Origin of the sequence: Trueperella sp. HMSC08B05 (assembly GCF_001808405.1) — a bacterium.
Classification (GTDB): Bacteria; Actinomycetota; Actinomycetes; order Actinomycetales; family Actinomycetaceae; genus Trueperella; species Trueperella bernardiae.
In genome coordinates this window covers 18,927-45,403 of record NZ_KV793237.1, presented here as the reverse complement: position 1 = coordinate 45,403, position 26,477 = coordinate 18,927, and the positions used below count along the sequence as shown (strand labels likewise).

General features: G+C 67.7%; 28 protein-coding genes. 26 read left to right on the top strand and 2 right to left on the bottom strand.

Translation table 11 applies throughout. The annotated features are described in order from the left end of the window. Positions 1 to 31 precede the first annotated feature (31 nt). From hisD to ybaK, 21 genes are all read left to right on the top strand, one after another. A complete protein-coding gene (gene hisD, locus HMPREF3167_RS03770) occupies positions 32 to 1,357 on the top strand; it encodes a histidinol dehydrogenase (protein WP_062613858.1) in 1,326 nt (441 codons plus the stop codon). After that, entirely contained in the window at positions 1,354 to 2,451 is a 1,098-nt protein-coding gene (locus HMPREF3167_RS03765) for a histidinol-phosphate transaminase (protein ID WP_062613815.1), read from the top strand. Before hisD ends, HMPREF3167_RS03765 begins: the two co-directional genes overlap by 4 nt. Next, a complete protein-coding gene (gene hisB / locus HMPREF3167_RS03760) occupies positions 2,448 to 3,047 on the top strand; it encodes an imidazoleglycerol-phosphate dehydratase HisB (RefSeq protein ID WP_070445585.1) in 600 nt (199 codons plus the stop codon). The genes HMPREF3167_RS03765 and hisB overlap by 4 nt, the downstream gene beginning before the upstream one ends. After that, positions 3,044 to 3,598, top strand: a complete 555-nt coding sequence (locus HMPREF3167_RS03755) for a hypothetical protein (protein ID WP_070445584.1) — start codon at positions 3,044 to 3,046, stop codon at positions 3,596 to 3,598. The genes hisB and HMPREF3167_RS03755 overlap by 4 nt, the downstream gene beginning before the upstream one ends. Next, complete coding sequence (gene hisH / locus HMPREF3167_RS03750; protein WP_062613818.1) at positions 3,595 to 4,227, top strand: imidazole glycerol phosphate synthase subunit HisH; 633 nt, start codon at positions 3,595 to 3,597, stop codon at positions 4,225 to 4,227. The genes HMPREF3167_RS03755 and hisH overlap by 4 nt, the downstream gene beginning before the upstream one ends. Further along, positions 4,220 to 4,951: a bifunctional 1-(5-phosphoribosyl)-5-((5-phosphoribosylamino)methylideneamino)imidazole-4-carboxamide isomerase/phosphoribosylanthranilate isomerase PriA gene (priA, locus tag HMPREF3167_RS03745; RefSeq protein WP_062613819.1), complete on the top strand. Its 732-nt coding sequence runs from the start codon at positions 4,220 to 4,222 to the stop codon at positions 4,949 to 4,951. The genes hisH and priA overlap by 8 nt, the downstream gene beginning before the upstream one ends. Next, positions 4,952 to 5,677: an SseB family protein gene (locus HMPREF3167_RS03740; protein WP_062613820.1), complete on the top strand. Its 726-nt coding sequence runs from the start codon at positions 4,952 to 4,954 to the stop codon at positions 5,675 to 5,677. Positions 5,678 to 5,870: 193 nt separating this feature from the next. Continuing rightward, the gene (gene infC / locus HMPREF3167_RS03735) at positions 5,871 to 6,533 is read left to right on the top strand and encodes a translation initiation factor IF-3 (RefSeq protein WP_201783164.1); all 663 of its coding nucleotides are present in this window, start codon (positions 5,871 to 5,873) and stop codon (positions 6,531 to 6,533) included. A 19-nt stretch (positions 6,534 to 6,552) separates the two neighbouring features. Next, complete coding sequence (gene rpmI, locus HMPREF3167_RS03730) at positions 6,553 to 6,747, top strand: 50S ribosomal protein L35 (protein WP_062613821.1); 195 nt, start codon at positions 6,553 to 6,555, stop codon at positions 6,745 to 6,747. A 9-nt stretch (positions 6,748 to 6,756) separates the two neighbouring features. Next, positions 6,757 to 7,140, top strand: a complete 384-nt coding sequence (gene rplT, locus HMPREF3167_RS03725; RefSeq protein ID WP_062613822.1) for a 50S ribosomal protein L20 — start codon at positions 6,757 to 6,759, stop codon at positions 7,138 to 7,140. A gap of 85 nt (positions 7,141 to 7,225) precedes the next feature. Next, positions 7,226 to 7,777: a dTDP-4-dehydrorhamnose 3,5-epimerase family protein gene (locus HMPREF3167_RS03720; RefSeq protein ID WP_201783165.1), complete on the top strand. Its 552-nt coding sequence runs from the start codon at positions 7,226 to 7,228 to the stop codon at positions 7,775 to 7,777. Beyond that, the gene (locus HMPREF3167_RS03715) at positions 7,778 to 8,629 is read left to right on the top strand and encodes a TrmH family RNA methyltransferase (protein ID WP_068538987.1); all 852 of its coding nucleotides are present in this window, start codon (positions 7,778 to 7,780) and stop codon (positions 8,627 to 8,629) included. 136 nt (positions 8,630 to 8,765) lie between these two features. Beyond that, positions 8,766 to 9,353: a 2-oxoacid:acceptor oxidoreductase family protein gene (locus tag HMPREF3167_RS03710; protein ID WP_062613824.1), complete on the top strand. Its 588-nt coding sequence runs from the start codon at positions 8,766 to 8,768 to the stop codon at positions 9,351 to 9,353. After that, positions 9,337 to 10,605, top strand: a complete 1,269-nt coding sequence (locus HMPREF3167_RS03705; RefSeq protein WP_070445583.1) for a transketolase C-terminal domain-containing protein — start codon at positions 9,337 to 9,339, stop codon at positions 10,603 to 10,605. Before HMPREF3167_RS03710 ends, HMPREF3167_RS03705 begins: the two co-directional genes overlap by 17 nt. Continuing rightward, on the top strand, positions 10,592 to 11,674 hold the full coding sequence (locus HMPREF3167_RS03700; protein ID WP_062613826.1) for a thiamine pyrophosphate-dependent enzyme: 1,083 nt from the start codon (positions 10,592 to 10,594) through the stop codon (positions 11,672 to 11,674). The genes HMPREF3167_RS03705 and HMPREF3167_RS03700 overlap by 14 nt, the downstream gene beginning before the upstream one ends. After that, the gene (locus HMPREF3167_RS03695) at positions 11,671 to 13,329 is read left to right on the top strand and encodes an NAD(P)-binding protein (RefSeq protein ID WP_070445582.1); all 1,659 of its coding nucleotides are present in this window, start codon (positions 11,671 to 11,673) and stop codon (positions 13,327 to 13,329) included. The genes HMPREF3167_RS03700 and HMPREF3167_RS03695 overlap by 4 nt, the downstream gene beginning before the upstream one ends. After that, positions 13,329 to 14,417 (top strand): NADH:flavin oxidoreductase/NADH oxidase, encoded by a 1,089-nt coding sequence (locus tag HMPREF3167_RS03690; RefSeq protein WP_218837031.1) that lies wholly within the window; start codon positions 13,329 to 13,331, stop codon positions 14,415 to 14,417. The genes HMPREF3167_RS03695 and HMPREF3167_RS03690 overlap by 1 nt, the downstream gene beginning before the upstream one ends. Next, the gene (locus HMPREF3167_RS03685) at positions 14,378 to 15,214 is read left to right on the top strand and encodes an SGNH/GDSL hydrolase family protein (RefSeq protein ID WP_070445581.1); all 837 of its coding nucleotides are present in this window, start codon (positions 14,378 to 14,380) and stop codon (positions 15,212 to 15,214) included. The genes HMPREF3167_RS03690 and HMPREF3167_RS03685 overlap by 40 nt, the downstream gene beginning before the upstream one ends. A 113-nt stretch (positions 15,215 to 15,327) precedes the next feature. Continuing rightward, the gene (gene pheS, locus HMPREF3167_RS03680; protein ID WP_062613830.1) at positions 15,328 to 16,416 is read left to right on the top strand and encodes a phenylalanine--tRNA ligase subunit alpha; all 1,089 of its coding nucleotides are present in this window, start codon (positions 15,328 to 15,330) and stop codon (positions 16,414 to 16,416) included. Beyond that, positions 16,416 to 18,992, top strand: coding sequence for a phenylalanine--tRNA ligase subunit beta (pheT, locus tag HMPREF3167_RS03675; protein ID WP_070445580.1), 2,577 nt, complete (start codon positions 16,416 to 16,418; stop codon positions 18,990 to 18,992). The genes pheS and pheT overlap by 1 nt, the downstream gene beginning before the upstream one ends. 62 nt (positions 18,993 to 19,054) lie before the next feature. Continuing rightward, the gene (gene ybaK / locus HMPREF3167_RS03670) at positions 19,055 to 19,540 is read left to right on the top strand and encodes a Cys-tRNA(Pro) deacylase (RefSeq protein WP_070445578.1); all 486 of its coding nucleotides are present in this window, start codon (positions 19,055 to 19,057) and stop codon (positions 19,538 to 19,540) included. Here ybaK and HMPREF3167_RS03665 read toward each other — a convergent pair whose 3' ends face one another. Then, the gene (locus tag HMPREF3167_RS03665) at positions 19,541 to 20,602 is read right to left on the bottom strand and encodes an NAD(P)H-dependent glycerol-3-phosphate dehydrogenase (protein WP_062613833.1); all 1,062 of its coding nucleotides are present in this window, start codon (positions 20,600 to 20,602) and stop codon (positions 19,541 to 19,543) included. Further along, positions 20,603 to 21,559 (bottom strand): sugar-binding transcriptional regulator, encoded by a 957-nt coding sequence (locus HMPREF3167_RS03660; RefSeq protein WP_083200609.1) that lies wholly within the window; start codon positions 21,557 to 21,559, stop codon positions 20,603 to 20,605. It abuts the gene before it with no gap. A gap of 134 nt (positions 21,560 to 21,693) precedes the next feature. Here HMPREF3167_RS03660 and argC point away from each other — a divergent pair, with 134 nt between their 5' ends. Genes argC through HMPREF3167_RS09920 form a run of 5 tightly spaced genes read left to right on the top strand, consistent with a single transcriptional unit; the run spans position 21,694 to position 26,477 of the window. Continuing rightward, complete coding sequence (argC, locus tag HMPREF3167_RS03655; protein ID WP_070445576.1) at positions 21,694 to 22,737, top strand: N-acetyl-gamma-glutamyl-phosphate reductase; 1,044 nt, start codon at positions 21,694 to 21,696, stop codon at positions 22,735 to 22,737. Then, positions 22,734 to 23,921, top strand: coding sequence for a bifunctional glutamate N-acetyltransferase/amino-acid acetyltransferase ArgJ (gene argJ / locus HMPREF3167_RS03650; RefSeq protein WP_070445573.1), 1,188 nt, complete (start codon positions 22,734 to 22,736; stop codon positions 23,919 to 23,921). The genes argC and argJ overlap by 4 nt, the downstream gene beginning before the upstream one ends. Continuing rightward, positions 23,918 to 24,847: an acetylglutamate kinase gene (argB, locus tag HMPREF3167_RS03645; protein WP_201783166.1), complete on the top strand. Its 930-nt coding sequence runs from the start codon at positions 23,918 to 23,920 to the stop codon at positions 24,845 to 24,847. The genes argJ and argB overlap by 4 nt, the downstream gene beginning before the upstream one ends. Further along, complete coding sequence (locus HMPREF3167_RS03640) at positions 24,844 to 25,983, top strand: acetylornithine transaminase (RefSeq protein WP_068538998.1); 1,140 nt, start codon at positions 24,844 to 24,846, stop codon at positions 25,981 to 25,983. The genes argB and HMPREF3167_RS03640 overlap by 4 nt, the downstream gene beginning before the upstream one ends. Further along, the gene (locus HMPREF3167_RS09920) at positions 25,980 to 26,477 is read left to right on the top strand and encodes an arginine repressor (RefSeq protein ID WP_308802793.1); all 498 of its coding nucleotides are present in this window, start codon (positions 25,980 to 25,982) and stop codon (positions 26,475 to 26,477) included. The genes HMPREF3167_RS03640 and HMPREF3167_RS09920 overlap by 4 nt, the downstream gene beginning before the upstream one ends.

Sequence of the window (26,477 nt, the reverse complement as noted above, 5' to 3'; positions counted from 1 at the left end):
GTTTGCGGTGCTCACGGCGTACACTGGCCGCATGCTACAACGACTTGATTTTCGTGGGCGCAACCTCACGCGGGCGGAGCTGGCCGCGAGCCTTCCGCGGGCGAGCGTGGACATCGACGCCGCGCTTGAGGCCGTGCGCCCGATCATCGAACGGGTGAGGCGCGAGGGCGCGGCCGCGTTACGCGACCTGGCCGAGCGTTTCGACGGCGTGCGCCCCGAGAGCCTGCGCGTGCCGCAGGAGACGATCGACGACGCCGAAGCCCGGCTCATGCCCGAACTGCGCCACGCTCTCGAGCTGTCGATCGAGCATAACCGGGCCGGCCACCGCGCTCAGCTACCCACCCCGGCGCAGACGGTGATTGTGCCGGGTGGCGTGGTCCGCCAGCGCTGGATCCCGGTGGAGCGCGTGGGCCTGTACGTGCCCGGCGGGCTGGCTGTCTACCCCTCCTCCGTCATCCACAACGCGGTGGCCGCGCAAGTGGCGGGCGTGTCGCAGATCGCGCTGGCCTCGCCGCCGCAGAAGGAGTACGGTGGCCTGCCCCACCCTACGATCCTCGCTGCGTGCAAGCTGCTCGGCATCACCGAGGTCTACGCCGTGGGCGGGGCCCAGGCGATCGCCATGTTCGCCTACGGCGCCGCCGGATCCGAGGAGGCCGACGGGCCGGTGCTGTGCGAGGCGGTCGACGTTGTGACGGGACCTGGCAACATCTTCGTGGCCGCCGCCAAGCGTGCCGTCCATGGGGTGGTGGGCATCGACGCCGAGGCCGGCACCACCGAGATCGCGATCATTGCTGACGCCGGTGCCAACCCGCGCTACGTGGCCGCAGACCTCCTGTCCCAGGCCGAGCACGACCCGGCCGCCGCCTCCGTGCTCATCACGGACTCCGAGGACTTCGCCGACGCCTGCGAGGCCGAGCTCGCGGCCCAGGCGGCTGCGACGAAGCACGCCGAGCGGGTGGACACCGCGCTGCGCGGCCCCCAGTCCGGGATCGTGTTGGTGGATGACATGGCGGCCGCCGTGCGGGTGGCCGACGCCTACGGGGCCGAGCACCTCGAGATCCAGACGGCGAACGCCCGGGAGGTGGCCGGCCGCATCCGCAACGCCGGGGCGATCTTCGTGGGCCCGTACTCGCCGGTGCCGCTTGGGGACTACATGGCCGGCTCCAACCACGTGCTGCCCACGGGCGGCACCGCCCGCTTCGCGGCGGGGCTCAACGTGTTCGCCTACATCAAGCCCGTCCAGGAGATCGAGTACGAGCGGGATGCGATGGCCTCCATGGCCGGGCCGCTCACGGCGCTCGCGCTGGACGAGGACCTGCCCGCCCACGCCGACGCTCTGAAGGTGAGGCTCTCATGAAGCTGCCGCTGCGCCCCGAGTTCGTGGGCGAGGTGCCCTACGGCGCTCCCCAGATGGAGTTGCCGGTGGTGCTCAACACGAACGAAAACCCTTACCCGCCGGCGCCCGAGGTGGTGGCGGAGATCGCCGTGCGCGTGGCCGAGGCCACCGCGTCTCTCAACCGCTACCCGGACCGCGAGGCCTTCGCCCTGCGAGCCGATCTCGCCGGCTACTTGGCTGCCGAATCGGGCGTGAGGCTCGCGCCGGAACAGGTGTGGGCGGCGAACGGCTCGAACGAGGTTATGGCTCAGTTGCTCACCGCGTTTGCCGGCCCGAGCCGCACGGTGCTGACCTTCACCCCGTCGTATTCCATGTACCCCGAGTACACCCGTAACGTCTACGGCCGCTTCGTCGCTGTGGAGCGGGGAGCGGACTTCGCGATCGACGTGGCCGCCGTGCCCGCGCAACTGCAGGTCTACCGCCCGGCCGTCGTGTTGCTGGCCTCGCCCAACAACCCTACGGGCACCGCGCTCGACCCTGCCGACCTCCGTGCCATCCTCGAGGCGAGCGCGCAATCGGGGCCGGAGGGCGCGGCGAGCGTCGTCGTCGTGGATGAAGCCTACGGGGAATTTCGGCGCGACGGCGTGCCGAGCGCCCTCGAGCTGCTGGGGCGCTACCCGAACCTGGTGGTGACGCGCACGATGTCGAAGGCTTTCGGGGCGGCCGGCCTGCGCCTCGGATACATGGCCGCCAGCCGCGAGATCGTGGACATGGTGCGGATCGTGCGCCTGCCCTACCACCTGTCAGCTGTGAGCCAGGCTGCCGCCCGCGCCGCGCTCGCCCACCGCGCCTTGCTCATGGAGCAGGTGGGCCAGATCCGCGCCGACCGCGACGCGCTGGCCGCCGAGCTTCGCCAGATGGGTTTGCAGGTGGCGGACTCGGATGCAAACTTCGTCATGTTTGGTACCTTTGAAGACCGGCACGCCGTGTGGCAGCGCCTTGTGGACCGGGGCGTCTTGATCCGCGAGGTCGGACCGGCCGGCTGGCTTCGCGTGACGGTGGGGCAGCCGAAGGAGAACGCTGCTTTTGTTGAGGCACTGAAGGAGGCACGATGACTCGCCAAGGAATGGTGGAGCGTACCACGTCCGAATCCTCGATCCGGGTGAAAATTGACCTGGACGGGACGGGCACGTCCCACATCGACACGGGCGTCCCGTTCTACGACCACATTCTCACCGCCCTGTCCAAGCACTCGCTCATCGACATCGACGTCGAGGCGCGCGGGGACGTGGAGGTCGACGTGCACCACACCGTGGAGGACACCGCGATCTGTCTCGGCCAGGCGCTGCGCCAGGCGCTGGGGGATAAGAGCGGGATCGGCCGTTTCGGCGACGCCGTGGTGCCGCTTGACGAGTCGCTCGCTCGGGCCGTGGTGGACGTGTCGGGCCGGCCGTACGTCGTGCACCGTGGCGAGCCCGCGGGCCAGGAGTACCACCTCATTGGAGGGCACTTCACGGGCGCGATGACGCGCCACGTGTTCGAGTCCTTCGCGATGAACGCCGGCATCTGCCTGCACGTGGAGCTGCTCTACGGGCGCGACCCGCACCACATCGTCGAGGCCCAGTTCAAGGCGCTGGCCCGGGCGCTGCGCGCCGCCGTGGAGCCCGATCCGCGCGTGAGCGGCGTGCCCTCCACCAAGGGGGCCCTGTGAGCTCGCGCCGATTCGTCGTCCTCACCCCCTTCGGCCAGCCCGACATCGTGGCCGGCATCCTGCGCCTGCGCGGGCTGGATGCCCGGGTGATCGCCACGAACTCAGGCGTGTGCGTGGTACATGACGTGGCCGTGCCCGCCTTCACCGACTGGGACATCGCCGAGCTCCTCGGCGGGGAGCCCGAGCCCGCGCAGGGCGAGCCCGCCAACGTCGCTGACGACCCGGATAACCTCGCCGGCCCGCTCTCGGCGCTATCCGAGTTCGGCGTGGTGCTGCTGACGGCCGAGCTGGGCGACGACGTCGGCTCCGAGGCCGGTCTGTCCGGCATGGTAACCGGCGTGCGCTACCTGGGCGGCCTACGCGGTGAGGAGGTCCAGGCCGGAATCTTGCTCAACACGCTCGACCCGAAGGTGCAGAGCCTGGTCATCAACGGCGCGGCGGGTGAGGGCATCTCCTCGATGGACCTGAGCCTGGCCGACGTCGAGCGCATCCTCGGTGGGGCGCCTAAGATCGATGCCGCCGACGACTCCGACGGCGAGGGCGTGCGATGATCGCGGTCCTCGACACGGGCGGCAACGTGCGCTCGGTGGTGCGCGCCCTGGAGAAGGTGGGCGCGCGCGTGGAGCTCACCACCGAGCCGGCCATCCTTGAGGACGCCGACGGCCTGGTGGTGCCGGGCGTGGGCGCGATGGCCGCCGTCATGGATAAGGTTCGCGCGGCGGGAGCTGACCGGATCATCGAGCGCAGGCTCGCCGGTGGGCGGCCCGTGCTCGGCATCTGCGTGGGCCTTCAGATCATGTTCGATCACTCCGCCGAGCACGGGGGAGCGCGCGGTCTCGCCCAGTGGCCGGGGAGCGTGGACTTGCTACCGGCTCCGATCGTGCCGCACATGGGCTGGTCCAAGGTGGAGGTGCCCGAGGGTTCGGCACTGTTTGACGGGATTGAGAACGAGCGCTTTTACTTCGTCCACTCCTACGCCGTCATGTCCGACCCGGCGGCCGAGCTGGCCGGCGGGCACTTCGCCCCGCCGCTGGTCACCTTCGCCGAGCACGGCGCGCGCTTCGTCGCCGCGGTCGAGAACGGCCCGCTGACCGCCACCCAGTTCCATCCCGAAAAGTCCGCCGACGCCGGGTTGCGCCTCCTGCGCAACTGGCTCGATATGAAAGGTAGCCATGTCTAAACTCGAACTTCTCCCCGCCGTCGACGTCGTCAACGGCAAGGCCGTGCGCCTCAACCAGGGCAAGGCTGGCACCGAGCAGGAGTACGGCGATCCGGCCGACGCCGTGGCCCTCTTCGTCGATCAGGGCGCGGAGTGGATCCACCTGGTGGACCTCGACGCGGCCTTCGGGCGCGGCTCCAACCACGAGCTGCTGTCCCGGATCGTGGGTGAGCAGAAGGACGTGAAGATTGAGCTGTCGGGCGGCATTCGCGACGACGCCTCGCTCGCCCGTGCCATCGAGGCCGGCGCCACCCGCGTCAACCTGGGCACGGCCGCGCTGGAGGACCCGGAGTGGACCAAGCGCGCGATCGCCGAGTACGGTGAGCGCGTGGCTGTGGGGTTGGACGTACGCGGGGACGTGCTCTCGGCCCGCGGCTGGACGCGCGACGGGGGCAACCTGTGGGAGGTGCTCGCCCGCCTCAACGACGACGGGTGCGCCCGCTACGTCGTCACCGACGTCACGCGCGACGGGATGCTCGAGGGCCCGAACCTCGAGCTGCTGCGCAAGGTGTGTGAGGCCACGGATCGCCCGGTGGTCGCCTCCGGCGGCGTGTCGAACCTGGATGACATCGCGGCGTTGCGCGAGCTGGTGGAGCTCGGCGTGGAGGGCGCGATCGTGGGCAAGGCGCTCTACGCCGGGGCGTTCACCCTGCCGCAGGCGCTGGAGATTGCGGGCGAGCGGTAGATGGCCGACCTACGCCGCATCCTTTCGCCCAACCCCTTTGCCGACGACGACGGCTCCATCACCCCCGAGCTCGCCGCGGCCTACGCCGAACCCGAGCACGCCCGCGTAGCGGCGATTGTGGCCGCGCTCGGCCGGGTGATCGTGCCCGTCCTCCCGCACGCGCACCCGGGCCGCGACGGCGCCGGGATCGCCGCCCACGCGCCGGCCCCCACCGATCCGCTCGAGTGCCCGGACGACGACCTGGTGCGCGTGGAGTTTCCGGGTGGGCGGCAGGCCCTGCCGATCTTCTCCTCGGCCTCAGCCTTGCGTGCGTGGAACGATGAGGCCCGTCCCGTGCCGGTTGAAGTGGCGAAGGTCGCCTCGGCGGCTCTGGAACGAGCCGACGGCGTGCTTGTGCTCGACCCGGGCAAGGACCAGACCTGGCTGGGGCGCAGCGCCACCGCCGCGCTCGCCAGCAATACCCCGTGGGTGGCGCCCTGGGACGACCCGGAGATCCCCCGCAGGATCACGCTTGGGATTGACGGCTATCTGCCGGGCCTGGAGAAGATCGGGGTCCAGCCGGGGCAGAACGGCTCGGCCGTCGTCGTGCTCTACCTTATCCCGCCCGTGGACCGGGATAAGGTCGTCAACATCGCCCACACCGTGGCCGCGGCGATGGGAAGCGACCCGTACGTCAAGTCGCGCCTGGACGTGGTGGAGATCCGGCCGTTCTTTGCGGGAGCTTAGGTGGGCAAGCTCACGGGGCGCGTAGCGTGAGCGGATATAGCGGCGCGTGGCGGCCCCTGATACACTACTAGGCGACCACCACCGGCGAATGCCGGGATGCAAGCGGAGAAATCCCACCTCGAGTTCCCACAGGGGGCCGGGTTTTTGGTGAAGGTGGGCGTATGCCCCTTTTCCTCGGGATACTCCGTGCGCATTGCACGTCGAAGTAAGAAGAGGAACCGTTATCAACGAGCCAAGAATCAACGATCGAATTACCGTTTCCGAGGTACGTCTAGTCGGGCCGGGCGGTGAACAGGTCGGCGTCGTTCGCGTTAAGGATGCCCTGCGCCTCGCCCAGGAAGCTAATCTCGATCTTGTTGAGGTGGCACCCAACGCCAATCCGCCAGTGGCCAAGCTGATGGACTACGGCAAGTTCAAGTACGAAGCCGCGCAGAAGAAGCGCGAAGCTCGCCGCAATCAGGCCAATACCCAACTCAAGGAGATTCGCCTGAGCCTGAAGATTGACAAGCACGATTACGACACGAAGGTCTCGGCCATCAAGAAATTCCTTGATGGGGGAGACAAGGTCAAGATCCAGCTTCGCTTCAAGGGCCGCGAGCAGCTGCGTCCGGAGATGGGTGTGCGCCTCATGGAGCGTATTGCGAACGACACTGAGGAAAACTCCACCGTGGAGTCTGCCCCTCGCGTCGATGGTCGCAACATGGTGATGGTGCTTGCTCCTATTCGTCGCAAGTCGCAGGCCAAGTCCGACCAGCGCCGCAGGCGTGAGGCAGAGCGCGCAGCTCACCGCGCCGATTCGCGCCGCGCCCGGCAGGATGCCGCCTCCGATGAGCAGGCTGAGACGGCAGCGAACTAGTCAAGAAAGAATACGAATAATGCCTAAGATGAAGACCCACTCGGGTGCTAAGAAGCGCTTCCGCGTCACCGGTAGCGGCAAGCTCATGCGCGAGCAGGCGGGCAAGCGCCACCTTCTCGAGCACAAGTCCTCGCGTCGTACCCGCCGCCTGTCCTCGGACCAGCCGGTGGCCCAGGCCGACGTCAAGCCCACCAAGCGCCTTCTTGGCATGTAAGGAGTAGAGATGGCTCGCGTAAAGAATGCACTGAACTCCAAGAAGTCCCGCCGTACCACGCTTGAGCGCGCCAAGGGCTACCGCGGCCAGCGCTCGCGCCTGTACCGCAAGGCCAAGGAGCAGGTTACCCACTCATTCGTCTACAACTACCGCGACCGCAAGGTGCGCAAGAATGAGTTCCGCAAGCTGTGGATCCAGCGCATCAACGCTGCGTGCCGCGCCGAGGGCATGGTCTACTCGCGCTTCATGCAGGGCCTGTCGCTGGCCGGCATTGAGGTTGATCGCCGCATGCTCGCCGAGCTCGCGGTGAATGACCCGGCCGCCTTCAAGGCGCTTGTCGACGCCGCCAAGGCCGCCCTTCCGGCGGACGTGAACGCTCCGGCGAACAAGTAACGCACTCATTGTGGCGGGCCCCGAGGTTTTCGGGGCCCGCTTCACTGATTTTGCGCTGGTACCATGAAGGAAAAACGGAGGAACCGTGGAAATTATTGAACCGGCCATGCAGGCCACGGCCATTGAGGGCCTTTACGTCATCACGCCGAAGCAGGTCACGGACGAACGCGGCACGATCCGTGAGCTAGTGCGCAGGTCCTGGCTGGAGGAGCGCGGGCTGGTGAGCTCGTTTGCCCAGGCGAACAACACGCTCACGCACAAGGGGGCCGTGCGCGGCCTTCACGCGGAGGCGATGACGAAGCTGGTCACGGTGGTCTTCGGGCGGGTCTTCGGCGCCTACGTGGACATCCGCGAGGGCTCGGCCACGCGGGGCCAGGTGGTGACCGTGGAGATCACCCCGGGCACGATGGTGCTGGTCCCGCAGGGCGTATGCAACGGCTTCCAGGCGCTGGAGGAGTCGGAGTACCTCTACTTCTTCGACCGGGAGTGGACGGCGGGGATGCCGGGCTCGGCGCTGGCCCCGCTTGATCCGGAGCTGGGCATCGAGTGGCCGATCCCGGTCGACGTCGATAACCGGGCGATGATCTCGGAAAAGGACTTGAACGCCCCGCGGTATTCCGCGGTGAGGGGAGCGTAGGTGCCGCGCCGCTTCGAGGGCCTAACGGGCCAGGCGAAGAAGGTTGCCGGCCTGCAGTCGCGCAGGAACCGGGAGCGCTACGGCCAGATCCTCGTGGAGGGCCCGCAGGCGGTGCGCGAGGTGCTTGCGCGCCCGGAGCTTCGCGACCTGTACGTCACGGAGGAGGGCCTCGCTCGTCACCCTGACCTCGACTCGCTCGCCCAACGGGTCGATCCGTACACGCACGTGCTGTCCGAGGCGGACTTCGCGCGCCTGTCGACGTCGGCCCAGGGCTGGCTCGCGGTGGCGGACGTGCCCGGCCAGCCGTCGTTGGCCGACGTGCTTGGGCGTGCGCCGCGGTTGCTGGTGTGCCTGGCGGAGTCGGCCGACCCGGGCAACCTCGGCACGGTCATCCGCACCGCCGACGCCGCGGGCGCTGACGCCGTGCTGCTCGGCCCGGGCTCAGTGGAGCTGTTCAACCCCAAGGTGATCCGCTCCTCAGCAGGGTCGGTTTTCCACCTGCCGATCCTCTCGGTGGCCGTGCAGGAGGCGGTCGGAGCGGCGCGCGCGGCCGGCATCCAGGTGCTGTGCGCGGACGGGAGTGGGGAGCGCGATTTGGCACAGGCCATGGTGTGCCCGGGCGATTTTTCACGGGTGGACGGCGCCGGGTCGCAGGTCCTAGATCTTGCGTCCCCCACGATGTGGCTGGTGGGTAACGAGGCCCACGGGTTCACGCCCGCCCAACTGGAGCTGGCTGACCATAGGGTGCGAATTCCCATGTGGGGCGCGGCGGAATCGCTGAACGCGGGCGTGGCGAGCTCGCTGTGCCTGTACGCCAGCGCACTGGCGCAGCGTGCGGCCGAGGCCCGCTGAGAAAGAACGCTTTAAGGGACGAAGGTCCCCGCGGCCGGGTGCGCCGTCCCTATTTCAGTGTCTGTAAAAATTAGCTAATTCAAGTCTTACCTAATGCCGGGCTCGTCCTTACCACGCCAGAACTATGATCGGTGTCATGGTAGAAATTCGCATCCATGGGCGAGGCGGCCAAGGCGTGGTGACCGCCTCTGACCTCGTTGCAATGGCCGCGTTCGCCGAGGGTCGTCACGCCCAGGCATTCCCTTCGTTTGGATCCGAGCGCACCGGCGCGCCCGTCGTCGCCTACTGCCGGGTCCGTGAGGAAGAGATCCGCACTCGCGAACCCGTGCTTCATCCGGATCTGCTCATCGTGCAAGATCCCACGCTGCTTGGCATTGTCGATGTGTTTTCGGGGCTGAACCCGCGTGGCTACGTGCTCATCAATTCCTCCAAGCGCAGCGCGGAGCTTGGGCTCACCGAGCGTCAGGCCGAGATGCCGCAGGGCCACTTCATGACGATCCCGGCCGCGGACATCGCGCGCAAACACACCGGGCGCACCGTCCCTAACGCCGTGCTCCTCGGCGCGGCCGCGGCGCTGACCGGCCTGTACAAGATGGAGTCGGTGGCCAAGGCGATCTCTGAGCGCTTCCCCGGGCGGGTAGGAGAGATGAACGTGGCCGCCGCCCAGGAGGCATATGACCTGGTGCTAGCTAAGAAGGAGGCGCTCAATGCTGAAGCAAATTGAGGGATCGCAGGCGATCGCCCAGACCGTGGCCGCGTGCCGGCCCAACGTCGTCGCCGCCTACCCCATCTCACCCCAGACCCACATCGTGGAGGGCCTGTCGGCGATGGTGAAGAAGGGCGAGCTTGAGAACTGTGAGTACATCAACGTCGAGTCGGAGTTCTCGGCCATGTCGGCCTCCATCGGAGCTTCGGCCGTGGGCGCCCGTGCCTACACCGCCACCGCCTCCCAGGGCCTGCTCTACATGGTCGAGGCGGTCTACAATGCCTCCGGACTGGGCCTGCCGATCGTTATGACAGTGGCCAACCGCGCAATCGGCTCGCCGATCAACATCTGGAACGACCACTCGGACGCGATGTCCCAGCGCGATTCTGGCTGGCTGCAGCTGTACGCGAAGGACAACCAGGAAGCGGCGGACCTGCACGTACAGGCCTTCCGGATCGCCGAGGAGCTCTCGCTGCCGGTGATGGTGTGTATGGACGGCTTCATTCTGACCCACGCCGTGGAGCAGGTGGACATCCCCGAGCTGGAACAGGTGGATCGCTTCCTGCCGCCCTACGAGCCGCGCCAGGTGCTCGACCCGGCCGATCCGATCTCGATCGGCGCGATGGTGGGTCCGGAGGCCTTCACCGAGGTGCGCTACCTCGCCCACCACAAGCAGCTTGACGCGCTCGAGCTCATGCCGCGCATCCAGGCCGAGTTCAAGGAGATCTTCGGCCGCGATTCGGGCGGGTTGCTGCACGAGTACAAGTGCGAGGACGCGGAAACGATCGTCGTCTGCCTCGGTTCGGTCACGGGCACGCTGCGCGACGTCGTCGACATGCGGCGCGAGGCGGGGGAGAAGATCGGCGTGCTCTCGCTCGTGTCCTTCCGTCCGTTCCCGTCGGCGGCGGTGCGCGAGGTGTTGAAGAACGCCAAGCGCTTCGTGGTGCTGGAGAAGGCGTTCTCGGTGGGCATCGGCGGCATCGTCTCCTCCCACTGCCGGGCGGCCATGCGCGGGCTGCACTTCACCTGCCACGAACTGATCGCGGGCCTGGGCGGGCGCGACATCACGATCGCTTCGCTCAACGCCTACCTGGACAAGGCGGTGCGTGACGAGGTGGAGCACCTGACGTTCCTCGACCTCGACACGGAGCTCGTGGAGCACGAACTGGAGCGCGAGGCGAAGATGCGCAGATCCGGCGCGATTCCGGAAAACATGATCCGCCACTACGCGGAGCGGGCACAGGAAGAAGGTCACGATGACATCCGTTGATTTGCCAAGCCCGGAGTACCGCCAGACGGCGATCCCCTCCCGCGAAGAGGTCAAGTTCTACCAGGTCGGATCCTTCGCGGTGGGCAACCGGTTGGTGGACGGGCAGTACCAGTCGGTCCAATCCGGACCGAACCGCTTCAACTCCCTGACCTCGGGTCACCGCGCCTGCCAGGGCTGCGGCGAAGCGCTCGGCGCCCGCTACGCCCTCGATGCGGCGATGGCGGCCACCGACAACCACGTGGTAGCCATCAACGCCACGGGCTGTCTTGAGGTCTTCTCCACCCCGTATCCCGAAACCTCGTGGAACCTGCCGTGGATGCACTCGCTGTTCGGCAACACGGCTGCCGTTGCCACCGGTGCGGCCGCCGGCCTGAAGGCGATGGGCAAGTCGGACGTGCGGGTGGTGGCCCAGGGCGGCGACGGCGGCACGGTGGACATCGGCTTCGGCCCCCTGTCGGGCATGTTCGAGCGTAACGACGACGTGCTCTACATTTGCTACGACAACGAGGCCTACATGAACACGGGCGTGCAGCGATCGGGCGCCACCCCGCCCACGGCCCGCACGTCCACCACCCAGCCCGTCGGCCCGGAGCCGGGCAATACCTGGGGCCAGGGCAAGGACTTGCCGCGCATTGCGATGGCGCACGAGATCCCCTACGTCGCCACCGCCACGGTGGCTGACCTGCGCGATCTCGAGTACAAGGTGACGAAGGCGATGGGTATGCACGGCGCGCGCTACATCCACATCTTCGTGCCGTGCCCGCTCGGCTGGGGCACCGCCTCCGGAGTTACGGTCAAGGTGGCGCGCCTGGCCACCCAGACTGGCCTGTTTCCGGTCTACGAGGCCGAGTATGGCGAGATCACGTCCGTGTCGAAGATCCGCCGCCCGGCGCCCGTGGAGGACTACCTGCGCCTCCAGCGCCGCTTCGCCCACCTATTCAAGAAGGGCGCGGACCCGGAGGTGATTCGTCGGATCCAGGAAATGGCGGACCGCAATATCAGGAGCTATGACCTGATCGATGACGAGTCGTTGGATGAGTTTGTCAAGTACGAGGGAGACGAATCATGACATCGCTGCGAGACGAGAAGGAAAACCTGCCGTTTGCGATCACCCTCGAGGTGGGCTCCTCGGCGGCGAATCGCACGGGCACGTGGCGTTCGGAGCGGCCGGTCTACGTCAACCTCCTGCCTCCGTGTAACAAGCAGTGCCCGGCGGGGGAGAACATCCAAAAGTGGCTCTACCACACCGAGGAAGGCGACTACGAGGCGGCCTGGCGCGAGATCATGGTCAACAACCCGCTTCCCGCCTGCATGGGCCGCGTGTGCTACCACTCTTGCCAGGTGGCGTGTAACCGCGCCCAGGTGGACGAGGCGGTGGGCATCAACTCGGTTGAGCGCTTCCTTGGTGACAAGGCGATCGAGGAGGGCTGGAAGGTTGAGGTTGCCGCCGCGCCGTCGGGAAAGAAGGTCCTGGTGGTCGGCTCGGGCCCGGCGGGGCTGTCGGCCGCCTACCACCTCGCCCTGCTCGGCCATGAGGTCACGGTGCGGGACTTGGGTGAGAAGCCGGGCGGCATGATGCGCTATGGCATCCCGTCCTACCGCCTCCCGCGCAATATCCTCGACGCGGAGATCCAGCGGATTGCCGACATGGGCGTCACCTTCGAGCAAAACACGCGGGTCGACGACGTCGAGGCCGCACTTGCCGACTTCGACGCGGTCTTCACTGCGGTGGGCGCCCAGATCGGGAAGAACATCAACGTGCCCGCCGGGTCGGCCTCGCACGTGATGGACGCGGTGGACGTGCTGCGCGACGTGGAGGAGGACGGCTTCGCGGCGAATGCTAGCCAGCCACTCCTCGGCCGCGTGGTGGTGGTCTACGGTGGCGGCAATACGGCTGTGGACGCCGCCCGTACGGCCAAGCGCCTGGGCGCCACCGAGTCGGTCATTCTCTACCGCCGCACGCGCGATCGGATGCCGGCCCATGATTCGGAGGTCCAGGAGGCCGAGGAGGAGGGCATCACGATGCGCTGGCTGTCCACAGTGGACCACGTGGATGCCGGCTCGATCAAGATCGAGAAGATGGCCCTGGACGAGAACGGCTTCCCCCAGCCCACCGGCGAGTACGAGGAGCTGGCCGCCGATTCGCTCATCATGGCGCTTGGCCAGCAGTCCGACCTCACGCTCCTCGAGGGAGTGGAGGGCGTGGAGATCAACGACGGCGTCGTCACGGTTTCTGGCCAGATGATGACGGGCCGCCCGGGTGTCTTCGCCGGTGGCGACATGATCAAGGCGGAGAAGAACGTGACCGTGGCGATCGGGCACGGCAAGAAGGCCGCCCGCTACATCGACTCCTGGCTGAGGGGTGGCACGTACGCCCCGGCGGACAAGCACGGGGACGCCACGCTCGATCGGATGGAGACCTGGTACTACTCTGACGCCCCGCACAAGATGCGCAAGCGCCTCGAGGGCGCCCGGCGCTCCTCCACCTTCGACGAGGTGGTGATCGGCCTGGACGAGGAGTCGGCGATCTACGAGGCGCGGCGTTGCATGAGTTGCGGCAACTGCTTCGGGTGTGACAACTGCTTCGGCGTGTGCCCGGATAACGCGGTCACGAAGATTGCCTCCGGCGTGTATGAGTTCAAGTACGATTACTGCAAGGGCTGCGGCGTGTGTGCCGAGGAATGCCCGTGTGGAGCGATCTCCATGGTGCCGGAGGAGATTTAGTGAGTCTTTTCGATCCCATCGAGTTACGCGGGTTGCAGGTCCGCAACCGGATCTGGCTGCCGCCGATGTGCCAATATTGCGCGGGGGAGTCGGGGGAGTGGCTGGGTCGGCCGAACGACTGGCACTACCAGCACTACGCCTCCCGCTCTGTGGGCGGCTTTGGCCTCATCACGGTGGAGGCAACGGCGGTCACCCCGGTGGGGCGCATCTCGAACAAGTGCCTGTGCCTGGATGATGAGGCGGATGTGCCGGCCTTCCGGCACATCGCCCGGGTCATCACCCAGCACGGCGGGGTGGCCGCGATCCAGCTCAACCACGCGGGCCGCAAGGCCTCCACGCGGGGTGGGCTCGGTGGTGGCGCGTTACCGCCCGAGGAGGCGTGGGAGACCGTGGGGCCCAGCGCGATTGCGTTCGAGGGCCTGCCCGCTCCGCGGGAGATGACGGAGGCCGAGATCCAGGCCGTTATTGCCCAGTTCGCCTGCTCGGCGAACCTGGCGGTGGAGTCCGGCTTCCAGGCGATCGAGATCCATGCCGCCCACGGCTACCTCATTCACCAGTTCCTCTCCCCGATATCGAATCATCGCGAGGACGCCTGGGGCGGAGACTTCGAGGGCCGCACGCGCCTCCTGCGCGAGGTTGTGCGCGCGGTGCGTGCGGTGATCGGCGACGTGCCGCTCTTCGTGCGGATCTCGGCCACCGACTGGCTGGCGGAGAACTTCGAGGAGGTGGACGGCAGCTACGGGTGGACGCTGCAGGATTCGATCCGGCTGGTGCGCGAGCTTCCCGACGTCGATTTCTGGTCCGTGAGCACGGGCGGTTGCTTCCCCGTTAAGATCCCCGCCGGCCCGGGATACCAGGTCCCTTTCGCCCGCCGGATCCGGGAGGAGACGGGCGCCGTGGTGGGCGCCGCCGGGCAGATCACGAACGCCACGCAGGCCGACGTCGTCGTCTATGAAGAAGAGGCGGACGTGGTCTACGTGGGACGCGTGGGGCTCCATGACCCGTACGTGCCGCGACACTGGGCGAAGGTGCTGGATGTGGAGATCCCATGGCCGGACCAGCTAGTGAGGGGAAGGTCGACGCGCTGAAGGGCAAGATTGCAGGAGTGGTCGCGCTGGGAGTGATGGCCGGGATGGTGCGCCGCCGGGGAGTGGCGAAGCAGAACTCGCCTTTCCGCCGGTATTGGGAGCGCCACCTCCAGGCTGAACTGGCCCGCCTTGACCAGATCGCGCAGGTGGGCGGCGAGATGCCACTCATCTACGTGGCGCTCGGGGATTCGGCGGCCCAGGGCCTGGGCGCCCGGGTGGTTCAGGAGGGCTACGTGCCCCGGTTCGCGCGGGCGCTGGAGGAGATGAGCGGGCGCGAGGTCGTGCTGCTTAACCTGTCGCTCTCGGGCGGCACGATCCAGTCGGTGCTCGGTACCCAGCTACCGCAGTTGCGCGGGCTCAAGGTGGCGGGCGAGCCGTTGCGCCCTGACGTCGTCAGCCTCGACATCGGCGGCAACGACGTGCTCCAGCCGTGGCTGAGCCAGGATGAGTTTGCCGCTTACGTCGAGCGTCTGGAGGGCGAGCTGCCCGCCGGCTCGTTCGTCATGAATATCCCCTCGTTCGGGGTGATGACGGCCGACGCGCGGGCGGAGGAGTTCTCGGCCAGCATCGATCGGCTCGAGTCTCACCGCGTCATCGACATCCGCAGTATCTCTCAGAGCCTGCCGATGGCCACCTACCTGTTTTCCTACCATGCGATCGACCTCTTCCACCCCAACAGCCCGTGGTATGCGGTGTGGGCGCAGGAGCTTGCCGACGCCGTGGCGCACGACCGGGGTTGGGAGCGCACCGAGGTGGCGGAGCTCGGGACCTGGAGCGGGCCGATCGCGCGGACGTGAGTTGGGCGACGGCGTCGTTGCGCGGGCCACAGTAGACCGAAATCGCCCCGGGCTGGCTCAATGATTAGACTTGGAGCGTAAACCCGCGCCTGCGGGGGCAAGGAAAGGTAGACATGACTCTCAGTCCACTCGACGAGGCCGGGATCGCGCAGGCGGTGGCCGATGCGCGAGACGCATTCGCACGTGCGTCGAGCCTCGATGAATTGAAGGCGGCGCGCCTGGCCCACAGCGGAGACAACGCGCCGATCACGCACGCGAATATGCAGATTCGCAACCTGGATAAGGCCGACAAGCCGGTGGCCGGCAAGCTCATGGGCGCGGCCCGCAAAGACATTCAGGCGGCGTTGGCCGTGGCGGCCGCGCGTCTGGAGGCGGCCGACCAGGAGCGCGTGCTGCGCGAGGAGCGTGTGGACGTCACGGTGCCGACCAGGCGCGCGCCGCTGGGTGCCCGCCACCCGCTGCCCGTGCTCATGGAGGACATCTGCGACCTCTTCGTGGCCATGGGCTGGGAGGTGGCCGAGGGCCCCGAGGTGGAAAACGAGTGGTTTAACTTCGACGCGCTGAACTTCGGCCCGGATCATCCGGCACGCCAGATGCAGGACACGTTCTATGTGCGCAGCGTGGAGCGCGTGGGAGCGGCCGGCGAGGAGAAGGTGGCGGATGCTACGGGTCTGGTGCTGCGCACGCACACCTCGCCGGTGCAGTCCCACGTTATGCTGGACCGCGGTGAGCCGCCGATCTACGTGGTGTGCCCGGGCAAGGTCTTCCGCACCGATGCCCTCGATGCCACCCACACCCCGGTCTTCCACCAGATCGAGGGCCTGGCGGTGGACAAGGGTCTGACGATGGAGCATCTCAAGGGCACGCTCGATCACTTCGCCAAGGGCATGTTCGGCCCGGAGGCGCGCACGCGCCTGCGCCCGTCGTTCTTCCCGTTCACCGAGCCGAGCGCGGAGATGGACCTGTGGTTCCCGCAGAAGAAGGGCGGCCCGGGCTGGATCGAGTGGGGTGGCTGCGGCATGGTCAACCCGGAGGTGCTGCGCAACGCGGGTATTGACCCGGACCTCTACACGGGCTTCGCCTTCGGCATGGGCATCGAGCGCACGCTCATGCTGCGCAACTCCATCGACGACATGCGCGACATGGTGGAGGGCGACGTGCGCTTCTCCGCCCAGTTCGCCGCGACCGGAAGGGGCAACTAATGCCGAGGATCGATATTGATTGGCTCTCCGACCACGTTGAGGTCCCGGCCGGCCTCACGGCCGAGCAGCTCGCAGCTGACCTGGTGCGTGTGGGCCTGGAGGAAGAGGAAATCCACCGCCCGGACGTGACCGGGCCGATCGTCGTCGGGCGCGTGCTGACGCTGGAGAAGAACGAGCAGAAGAACGGCAAGCTCATCAACTACTGCCGCGTGGACGTGGGCGCGCATAACGACGCCCCGGGCGAGGGCAAGGAGCCCTCGGAACTGGCCTCGCGCGGCATTATTTGCGGCGCTCACAACTTCGTCGAGGGCGATTACGTGGTGGTCTCGCTTCCGGGCGCCGTATTGCCGGGTGATTTCCGCATCGCGGCGCGTAAGACGTACGGGCACGTCTCGGACGGCATGATCTGCTCGAAGGCCGAGCTGGGCCTGGGCGAGGATCACGACGGCATTATCGTGCTCGCCTCCAGCCCGGAGGAGGCCGCCGAGCGCGGCATCCCGGCGGTGGGTGAGGACGTGCTCGACTACCTTGGCCTCGCCGGCGAGGTGCTGGAGATCAACGTGACCCCGGACCGCGGCTACTGCTTCGCCATGCGCGGCGTGGCCCGCGAGTTCGCCCACTCCACGGGTGCCCGCTTCACCGACCTGGGGCTCGAGGAAAACCTTTCCGCCCCGCTGCCGACACCCACGGAGGACGGCTTCCTGGTGGAGGTGGACGACGCGGCGCCGATCCACGGCGTTCCGGGCTGTGACCGCTTCGTTACGCGCATCGTGCGGGGGATCAAACCGCAGGCCGCCTCGCCGGCGTGGATGCAGGAGCGTCTGTTGGCTGCGGGCATGCGCTCGATCTCGCTGGCGGTGGACGTGACTAACTACGTCATGCTCGACCTCGGCCAGCCGCTACACGCCTACGACCTCGACACGCTCGTGGCCCCGATCGTGGTGCGGCGGGCCAACGACGGCGAAACCCTTGTCACGCTGGACGGCGTGGAGCGCGCGCTCGGCGGGGACGATCTGCTCATTACCGATTCCGAGGGCGGGCGCGGGGCGCGCGTGATCGGCCTGGCCGGCACGATGGGCGGCCTGGACACGGAGATCACGGATGCGACCACGAACGTCCTCATCGAGGCGGCCCACTTCGATCCCGTCTCCGTGGCGCGAATGGCCCGCAAGCATAAGTTGCCCTCGGAGGCCTCCAAGCGTTTCGAGCGTGGCGTGGACCCGCGTGTGGCCGGCGTTGCCGCCCAGCGCGTGGCCGAGCTCCTCGTGGAGTTCGGCGGCGGGAGGATCGATGAGGCGAACTCGGATTACGATCAGACTACTCTGCCCGAGCCGCTCACCTTCGACATCTTCGAGGTCGCCCGCCTCACGGGCCTCGACCTCGGCCGCGAGCGGATCGTGGAGATCCTCGAGCAGATCGGTTGCGCCGTGTCGGGCGACGACGCCCTGTTGGTCACCCCGCCCACGTGGCGACCGGATCTCACGGGCCCGGCGCACCTGGTCGAGGAAGTGGCCCGGCTGGTGGGCTATGACGAGATCCCGTCCTGGTTGCCGACCGCACCCGCAGGTGCGGGCCTGCGCCCGGCCCAGCGCCACCGCCGCGACATTAGCCGTGCGCTCGCCGAGGCCGGCTGGACCGAGGTGCTGTCCTACCCGTTCGTCTCCGCCGAGGCGTTTGCGAAGCAGGGCATTGCTGACGACGACGATCGCCGGCTCGCGATCCGGCTGGCCAACCCGCTGCAGGAGGAGGCTCCTTACATGCGCACCTCGCTCCTTGATTCGTTGTTGGAGACTGCGCGCATGAACGTGGCGCGCGGCAACCCGACCGTGGCGGTGTTCGAGGCCGGGGTTGTCACGCGGCCCACCGGCATTGCGCTGGCGGCGAATCCGGGCGTGGGCAAGCGGCCCGATCCCGAGGCGCTGGAGGCGCTCCTCGCCTCGATCCCGGCCCAGCCGCATCACGTGGCGGGCGTGGCAATCCCGGCGGTCACCCAGGCTGCGGCGGATCTGCCGGCCCAGACCTGGAACTGGCGCGACGCGGTGGAGGCGGTCAAGACCGCCGCCCGCACGATCGATCTCACGCTCGGGGTCGCGAATGCCGAGTACGCGCCATTCCACCCGGGCCGGTGTGCCGAGCTCGCCGTGGGCGGGGCCGTGATCGGGTATGCGGGCGAGCTGGACCCGCGCGTGTGCAAGGCCTTCGAGCTGCCCGCCCGCACGGTGGCCTTCGAATTCGACCTGGATGCGCTCATCGAGGCGCGTGGCGGTGATCCGATCACGGTGGGGCCCGTCTTCACCCATCCGGTGGCCAAGGAGGACTTCGCCCTCGTGGTCGATGAGCAGGTGACGGCCGCGGAGGTGGAAAAGGTGCTGGCTGAGGCGGCGGGGGAGATCCTTGAGGAGATCCGCCTCTTCGACGTTTACACCGGCGACCAGATCGACGAGGGTAAGAAGTCCCTCGCCTTCGCCCTCCGCTTCCGTGGGGATCACACCCTGCCTGCCGAGGAGATCGCCCAGGTGCGCAACCGGGTGATCAAGGCCGCGAAGAAGGCATTCGATGCGCAGCTACGGATGTGATTGCGGTTGACCGACACGCGGGCCCTGCCACTCGGCAGGGCCCGCGCCCATAGGATGGTGTTATGGCGAAGAACAAAGGTGCAACCCGGGCGCTCCAGGCCCTGAACTGGGCCGGCGTGGACTACGAGCTCATCGAGTACGAGCACTCGGAGCAGATGGACGGCGGTTACGCGCTCGACACCTCGCGCGTGCTCGGGATTGACCCGCACATGATCTTCAAGACGCTCATGGTGAGTGTGGATGGCCACCCCGTGGTCGCCGTCGTGCCCGCGTCGGGGCGGTTGAGCCTCAAGGCGCTGGCGAAGGCCGCGGGCGGCAAGTCCGCTGCGATGATTGCTCCGCACGACGCCGAAAAACTCACCGGGTACGTCACGGGCGGGATCTCGCCGCTCGGGCAGAACCGCCAGTTGCCCACGTGGATCGATTCCTCGGCGCAGACTTTGGATCGCTTCGTCGTCTCGGCGGGCAAGCGCACCCTGTCGGTAGCAATGAGCCCGGCCGATCTGGCCGGGCTCACGCGGGCGCAATTTGCGCCGATTGGCACCTGATTACTTCATACCGCCGAAGAACTTCTCCCACGGCATGTCGAGCGGGGCATCCTTCTCGATGATCTGGTAGAGGTAGCGGCATAGCGGGAAGTCCTCGGGCTTGATCACGCCGCGCTCGGTGAGCGGCTCAAGCGCGCCGCCGATCACGCGGATCGCCTGGACGCCCTCGAGAGTCACGCCCTTCATCAGTGAGTCGCGCACCTCGGAGAACGGGACGCCCTCACCCACGAACGTGCCCGCCTTGACGTTGCGTCCGCCGGCGGAGGTGACATACATGTCGCCCACGCCCGCCAGGCCGTCGGCCGTCTCGGGCTTGCCGCCAAGCAGGGTCATGAACTGGCGAAGCTCGGTCTGGCCCTGGCCGAACACGGCCGCGTTGTAGTTGAAGCGCACGTAGCGGTCATCCTGCTTGCCTTCCTTGCGCAGGAGCCCGGCGCCGAGGCCGGCGGCGAAGGCGTAGATGTTCTTCGTGGCGGCGCCGATCTCGCACCCGCGGAAGTCGGTGGAGGTCCACACGTGGTAGTAGTCCGTGCGGAACAGGTCGGCCAGGTAGTCGAGCGAGTCCTGGTCCTCGCCGGCGAAGATGACGCACGTGTCGTGGTGGACGGCCACCTCGCCCGCGATCGACGGGCCCACAATCGCGTTCCAGGTCACGGAGTTGGCCAGGTCCTCGTCGAAGTAGGAGCGCAGCACGTCCGGGAGTAGGTGGAGCGTGCCGTCGTCGTCGGCCTCCATGCCCTTGGTGACGTTGAGGACCTTCATGCCGGGCCTCACCAGCTTGGCCAGGCGCTCGCCCGCCCAGCGCACGCCGAAGGAGTTGACGCCGGACATCGCCACGTCGGCGCCCTCGAAGGCGGCCTCGGCGTCCTCGAGCTGGTAAGCCACCACCTTGTCGTTGACCTTGAGGTCGAGGTCGGGGTGGACGCCCGTGGTCTGGATCGACTCGATGATGTCACGATCGAGGTGGGTGCCAACGAGGTTGACCTTGTGGCCGTTCTCCGTGAGCGGGAAGGTGAGGGCGGTGGCCATGATGCCGGCGCCGAGAATTGCGATGGTTGCCATTTAGTTCTCCTTCGAGGTGTAGGCCAAGATTGCCTCGGCCGTGTAGGTGTCGATAATGAATATTTGGGCAAGCTTGGCGCGGGCGGCCGCCACCATGGCGGGCGCCTTCTCCACCTCGCCGGCCACCGCCACCGAGAGGTGGGCCTGGGCGAGGTTGCGTAGCGGGTAGGCGATCGTGCGCCGTTCGAGCTGGGCGGAGATGGGGTTCCCGTCGGCGTCGACGTAGTGGGAGAGGATGTCTCCCACCGAGCCCTTGCGCCGCAGCATGTCGATGGTCTCTTCCGGGATGAATCCCGATTCGACCAGCACGGACTCCTTGGAGACCGTGCCGGGGGAGTAGACGACGAGGTCCGCTCCGGCGGCGCCCTCGAAGATCCGGGTGATGGAGGGTTCGGCCATGAGCTGCGGGCCGAGGTCCGGGTTGCCGATGATCGTGGGGGCCGGGAGCGTGAACGCGGTGCCGGGGGCCTTGCGTGCCATGGCGGAGATGGAGGATGAGACCTCGTTGTCGCCGTGGTGGGTGGGCCCGCCGTTCGTTTGGTAGACGCGGATGCCGGGTGACCAGTGCTCGGGCAGCGCGGTGGCGAGCGCGGTCATCGTGCGCCCCCAGGCCACGGCGAGGGAGCGGATGGGCGCGCGGCTCATGAGGAACTGGGCGGTGGCGCGGGCCACCACCTGGCGCCCGTCGCCGTTCTTCGACGGCACGACGATCGCGCGCTTGAGTCCCAGCTGCTCGGCGATTTGCATCTCGAGGTGGTGGGTCTGGATGCGCGGGTGGTTGATCGTGATGGTGACGAGCCCGGTTTGGCGTGCCTCGTCGATGAGGCGGCCGATCGTCCAGCGGGTGTATCCCAGGCGTGTGCCGATGGCCTGTTGGGTGAGGCCCTCCATGTAGTAGAGGTAGGCGGCCTCGAACATGAGGTCATCGCGAGACGAATGCGGCATTGCTTTCTTCATGTCTTGAGTTTCTCAACAATCCACTCATATGGGTAGGGTTTTACATAAAGGGCTCTTAAGTGCACTGGGTTCGGTGTCTGTTCTCACAGTGGACGCCAGTGGGGAAAGATGCGCCGGAGCGTATAGTTATACGTATGACGTACTCTGTTGCTATCGCTGGCGTCACCGGATATGCAGGTGGCGAGGTCGCGCGCGTACTCGCCGCACACCCTGACATGAAGGTCGCCACCGTCGCCGCACACAGCTCGCGCGGCACGCTCGGTGAGCACCAGAGGCACCTGTGGCCATTGCGACACCTTGAGATCCAGTCGCTTGAGGCGGAGGTGCTCGCTGATCACGACGTCGTCGTCCTCGGCCTTCCCCACGGCGCGTCGGCTGCGATCACGGCACAGATCGAGCAGATCAATCCGGACGCCCTCATCATTGACCTCGGCGCCGACCACCGGCTGACCGACCCGGTGGCCTGGGAGCGCTACTACCACTCGGAGGCGGCCGAGCCGTGGACGTACGGCATGCCCGAGCTCATCCGCGCCACGGGGCTCACCCAGCGTGAGCTGCTCGCCGCGACGCGCCGCATCGCCGCCCCCGGCTGCAACGCCTCGGCCGTTACCTTCGCCGTCCAGCCGGCGATCGCCGCCGGGCTGGCAAGCGGGGAGGACATCGTGGCGATCCTCTCAGTGGGCTACTCGGGTGCGGGTAAGTCGCCCAAAACCCACCTGCTGGCCTCCGAGGCCATCGAGTCGGCCACGCCCTACGCCGTGGGCGGCACCCACCGCCACATCCCAGAGATCGCGCAGAACCTCATCACGGCCGGCGCGCCGACCGTGAGCCTGTCCTTCACCCCCGTCCTCGTGCCGATGTCGCGCGGCATCCTCGCCACGGTCTCGATCCCGGTGGAGGGCGTGAGCCCGGAGCGCGTGCTCGAGGCCTACCGGGGCGCCTACGCCGACGAGCCCTTCGTCGCGTGGTCGCCCGACTGGTCTTCCACGGGCATCGTGGCGGGCTCCAACCTCGCGCTCGTCCACGCCGAGCTCGACGCCGACGCGCGGCGCATCACCGCGATCTGCGCGATCGACAATCTGGTCAAGGGCACCGCCGGGGCGGCCACCCAGTCGATGAATCTGGCCCTCGGCCTTCCCGAAACAACCGGCCTGTCCCAGATTGGAGTAGCGCCATGATTCTCTTTACCGACACCGCCGCGGACGTCCAGCCCCTCGGCGTCACGGCCCCGCAGGGCTTCCGGGTGGCGGGCGTGCGCGCGGGGCTGAAGAGCGCCGGGCGCGACGTCGCGCTCGTCGTCAACGACGGCCCGCAGCCGACCTCGGCTATGGTCCTCACCTCCAACCGCGTCTACGCCGCGCCCGTGCGTTGGATGAAGCAGATCGCAGGCGGCACGCAGACCGCCGCCGTCATCAACTCGGGCGGTGCGAATGCAGCCACCGGCCAGCCCGGCTTCGAGGACACGGTGACCACCGCCCGCCATACCGCGGCCATGCTCGGGCGGGAGCCCGAGGAGGTGGCAGTGTGCTCCACCGGGCTCATCGGCGAGCGCTTGCCGATGAGCAAGCTGCTCGCGGGCATCGCCGACGCCGGGGCTCACCTCAGCGCTGACGCCGGAGCCGATGCCGCCGAGGCGATCTGCACCACCGACACGGTCAGCAAACAGGCCGGTATCGCCGGGCCGTACACGATTGGCGGGATGGCCAAGGGCGCGGGCATGCTCGCCCCGGGCATGGCCACGATGATCTGCGTCATGACTACCGACGCGGTGCTGACCAATGCGCAAGCCCAGGAGGCACTGGAGGCCGCGGTGGCGGCGTCGTTTAACCGGATCGACTCCGACGGGGCAATGTCCACGAACGACACGGTGCTCCTGCTCGCCAGCGGCGCCTCCGGCGTCGTGCCCGAGGACTTCACGGGGCAGCTTACGGCGGTGGCCCAGTCGCTGGCGCGCCAGCTCATCGCGGACGCCGAGGGCGCTTCGCACGACGTGCTCATCCGCGTGGTCGGTGCCAGCTCGCAGGAGGCCGGGCTCGCGGTGGCCCGCGCCGTGTCCCGCTCGAACCTGCTCAAGGCCGCGATTTTCGGCAACGACCCGAACTGGGGGGGCGTCATTGCCCAGGTGGGCACCGTCCCTGCGGACGTGGCGCCCTACGACGCCGACGCGCTGGACGTGTATTTCAATGGCGTGCAGGTGTGCCTGGCCGGGGGTGTGGGCGAGGACCGGACCCTGGTGGACCTGGCCTCGAACCGGGAGGTCGCGATCGAGATCGACCTGCATGCTGGAGAGGAGGTCGTTGAGCTGTGGACCAACGACCTCACGCACGACTACGTCCACGAGAATTCGGCATATTCGACATGAGCATCTTGAATCGCCTGGCCGGCGCCCAACAGAAGGCCGAAATCCTCATCGAGGCCCTGCCCTGGATCAACGAGTTCGCAGGGCACCGCGTGGTAGTCAAGTACGGCGGCAACGCCATGATCAACGACGAGCTCAAGCGGGCGTTCGCCAAGGACATCCTCTTCATGCACTCAGTTGGCCTGTACCCGATTGTGGTGCACGGCGGCGGGCCGCAGATCAACTCGATGCTCGAACGCGTGGGCATCCAATCCGAGTTCCGCGGCGGGCTGCGCGTGACCGACCGCGAGACGATGAATGTGGTGCGCATGGTTTTGACCGGCCAGGTCCAGCGCGAGCTGGTCTCCCTGCTCAACGTGGACGGGCCGCGCGCGATCGGCTTCTCGGGCGAGGACGCGGGCTTGCTGTCCGCGCGTCGGCGTAAGGCTGAGGTCGGGGGCAAGAAGATCGACATCGGGCACGTGGGCAACATCGTCTCCATCAACGTCGCCTCCCTCGACCACATGCTTGCCTCCGGACACATCCCCGTCATCTCGACCGTGGCCACCGACGTCGACAACCCCGAGGACGTGCTCAACGTCAACGCCGACACGGCCGCGGGAGCGATCGCCGACGCCGCCGGCGCGGATAAGCTCATCATCCTCACCGATGTGGAGGGCCTCTACCTCGACTGGCCGGACAAGTCCTCACTCGTGTCCGAGATCCACCCCGACGACCTGCGCGCCCTCCTGCCCTCCCTCGATTCGGGGATGAAGCCGAAGATGGAGGCAGCGCTGAAGGCGGTGGAGCGCGGCGTGCCCAAGGCGCATATCATTGACGGGCGGATGGCTCATTCCATCCTGCTCGAGATCTTTACCAACGCCGGCATCGGCACCCAGGTCACGGCCGCTGCCCCGCGCGGTGTGGTGGGCCAGAAGGAGGCCAAGTGAATCGCGACCTGTATCCCCAGCGGATGATGAACGCCTTCGGCGATCCGCAGCTGGTCATCGACCGTGGCGAGGGCGTCTACGTCTTTGACGAGGAGGGCAAGCGCTACCTCGACCTGCTCGCTGGTATCGCCGTCAACGCCCTCGGCTACGCTCACCCCGCCATCACCCGCGCGCTCACCGAGCAGGCGGGCAAGGCCACTCACGTGTCGAACTTCTTCGCCACGGCCCCGCAACTCGAGCTGGCCGGCGCTATCCAGCGCATGCTGTCCGACGACGGCTACGTGGGCGCCTCAGCCCGCGTCTTCTTCTGCAACTCGGGCGCCGAGGCGAACGAGGCCGCAATCAAGATGGCCCGCCTGCACAAGCCGCGCGGCACGATCATCGCGCTCAAGGGCGGCTTCCATGGCCGCACGCTCGGCGCCCTGTCGATCACGCACAAGCCCGCGATCCGTGAGCCCTTCGAGCCACTCGGAGGGAACGTCCTCTTCATCGATCCCACGATCGAGGCCCTCGAGGCCGCTTTCGACGACGACGTGGCCGCCATTTTCGTCGAGACCATCCAGGGCGAGGCCGGCGTGGTTCCCCTCGAGGGTGACTTCCTGCGCCGCGCCCGCGCGCTCGCCGAACGCTTCGGGGCCCTGCTCGTGGTGGACGAGGTCCAGACCGGCGTGGGCCGTACCGGGCGCTGGTTCGCTCATTCGGGCATCGTCAAGGCCGACGTCATCACGATGGCGAAGGGCCTGGGCGGGGGCGTGCCGATCGGTGCCGTCGTCGGAATTGAAAAGACCGGGCGCCTGCTTACCCCCGGTAGCCACGGCACCACGTTTGGCGGCAACCCGCTGGCGTGTGCGGCGGCGAACGCCGTGGTGGGCGAAGTGGCGGGGCTCTTCGAGCACGTACGGGCTACCGGGGAGTGGCTGCGCGGCCATCTCGAGGCGCGGGGCTTCGAGGTGCGCGGGGCGGGACTGCTGCTCGGCGTCGTCGTCGAAAACGCCCCGGCTCTCCAGACGGAACTGCTGGAGAAGGGCTTCATCGTCAACGCGCCGAACGCCACCACGATCCGGCTGGCGCCGCCGCTCATCATCACGCAAGATGAATTGGCACCTTTCATCGAAGAAATGGAGACACACTCGTGACAGGAACCATGGTGACCAAGGCGGCCCGGCTCGCCCGCATCATCACGATGGTCGAATCCCAGCCCATCGGCTCGCAGGCCGAGTTGCGGGCGCTGCTGGCCGACGAAGGCATCATCGTCACCCAGGCTACGCTCTCGCGAGACCTCGACGAGTTGCAGGCACGCAAGGTTCCCGACGGCGCCGGCGGGCGCTACTACAAGATCCCCAGCCCCGGGGTGGCCGGAGAGGCTGACGCACCCGCGGGCTTCCACCTGGAGCGCTGGGCGCGCGAGGTCATGGTGTCGGCCAAGTCGGCCGGTAACCAGATCGTCCTTCGCACCCCGCCCGGGGCGGCCCAACTACTGGCCTCGGCGCTGGATCGCGCTGTGCTCGACGGCGTGCTCGGCTGTATCGCGGGTGATGACACCGTGCTCATCATTACTGAATCCACCAAACGTGCCGACGAGCTGCTGAGCCACCTCATCGACATCGCCCACTCTTCCTCAAATAACTAG

Bases quoted from the DNA above. Each gene is read 5' to 3' on its own strand.
- HMPREF3167_RS03700 (WP_062613826.1), top strand. From the start codon at position 10,592: ATGACATCCGTTGATTTGCCAAGCCCGGAGTACCGCCAGACGGCGATC.
- HMPREF3167_RS03685 (WP_070445581.1), top strand. From the start codon at position 14,378: ATGGCCGGACCAGCTAGTGAGGGGAAGGTCGACGCGCTGAAGGGCAAG.
- HMPREF3167_RS03695 (WP_070445582.1), top strand. From the start codon at position 11,671: ATGACATCGCTGCGAGACGAGAAGGAAAACCTGCCGTTTGCGATCACC.
- hisD (WP_062613858.1), top strand. From the start codon at position 32: ATGCTACAACGACTTGATTTTCGTGGGCGCAACCTCACGCGGGCGGAG.
- hisB (WP_070445585.1), top strand. From the start codon at position 2,448: ATGACTCGCCAAGGAATGGTGGAGCGTACCACGTCCGAATCCTCGATC.
- HMPREF3167_RS03710 (WP_062613824.1), top strand. From the start codon at position 8,766: ATGGTAGAAATTCGCATCCATGGGCGAGGCGGCCAAGGCGTGGTGACC.
- priA (WP_062613819.1), top strand. From the start codon at position 4,220: ATGTCTAAACTCGAACTTCTCCCCGCCGTCGACGTCGTCAACGGCAAG.
- HMPREF3167_RS03765 (WP_062613815.1), top strand. From the start codon at position 1,354: ATGAAGCTGCCGCTGCGCCCCGAGTTCGTGGGCGAGGTGCCCTACGGC.
- hisH (WP_062613818.1), top strand. From the start codon at position 3,595: ATGATCGCGGTCCTCGACACGGGCGGCAACGTGCGCTCGGTGGTGCGC.
- HMPREF3167_RS03705 (WP_070445583.1), top strand. From the start codon at position 9,337: ATGCTGAAGCAAATTGAGGGATCGCAGGCGATCGCCCAGACCGTGGCC.
- argC (WP_070445576.1), top strand. From the start codon at position 21,694: ATGACGTACTCTGTTGCTATCGCTGGCGTCACCGGATATGCAGGTGGC.
- HMPREF3167_RS03665 (WP_062613833.1), bottom strand. From the start codon at position 20,602: ATGGCAACCATCGCAATTCTCGGCGCCGGCATCATGGCCACCGCCCTC.
- HMPREF3167_RS03660 (WP_083200609.1), bottom strand. From the start codon at position 21,559: ATGAAGAAAGCAATGCCGCATTCGTCTCGCGATGACCTCATGTTCGAG.
- rplT (WP_062613822.1), top strand. From the start codon at position 6,757: ATGGCTCGCGTAAAGAATGCACTGAACTCCAAGAAGTCCCGCCGTACC.
- pheT (WP_070445580.1), top strand. From the start codon at position 16,416: ATGCCGAGGATCGATATTGATTGGCTCTCCGACCACGTTGAGGTCCCG.
- argB (WP_201783166.1), top strand. From the start codon at position 23,918: ATGAGCATCTTGAATCGCCTGGCCGGCGCCCAACAGAAGGCCGAAATC.
- argJ (WP_070445573.1), top strand. From the start codon at position 22,734: ATGATTCTCTTTACCGACACCGCCGCGGACGTCCAGCCCCTCGGCGTC.
- HMPREF3167_RS03740 (WP_062613820.1), top strand. From the start codon at position 4,952: ATGGCCGACCTACGCCGCATCCTTTCGCCCAACCCCTTTGCCGACGAC.
- ybaK (WP_070445578.1), top strand. From the start codon at position 19,055: ATGGCGAAGAACAAAGGTGCAACCCGGGCGCTCCAGGCCCTGAACTGG.
- pheS (WP_062613830.1), top strand. From the start codon at position 15,328: ATGACTCTCAGTCCACTCGACGAGGCCGGGATCGCGCAGGCGGTGGCC.
- rpmI (WP_062613821.1), top strand. From the start codon at position 6,553: ATGCCTAAGATGAAGACCCACTCGGGTGCTAAGAAGCGCTTCCGCGTC.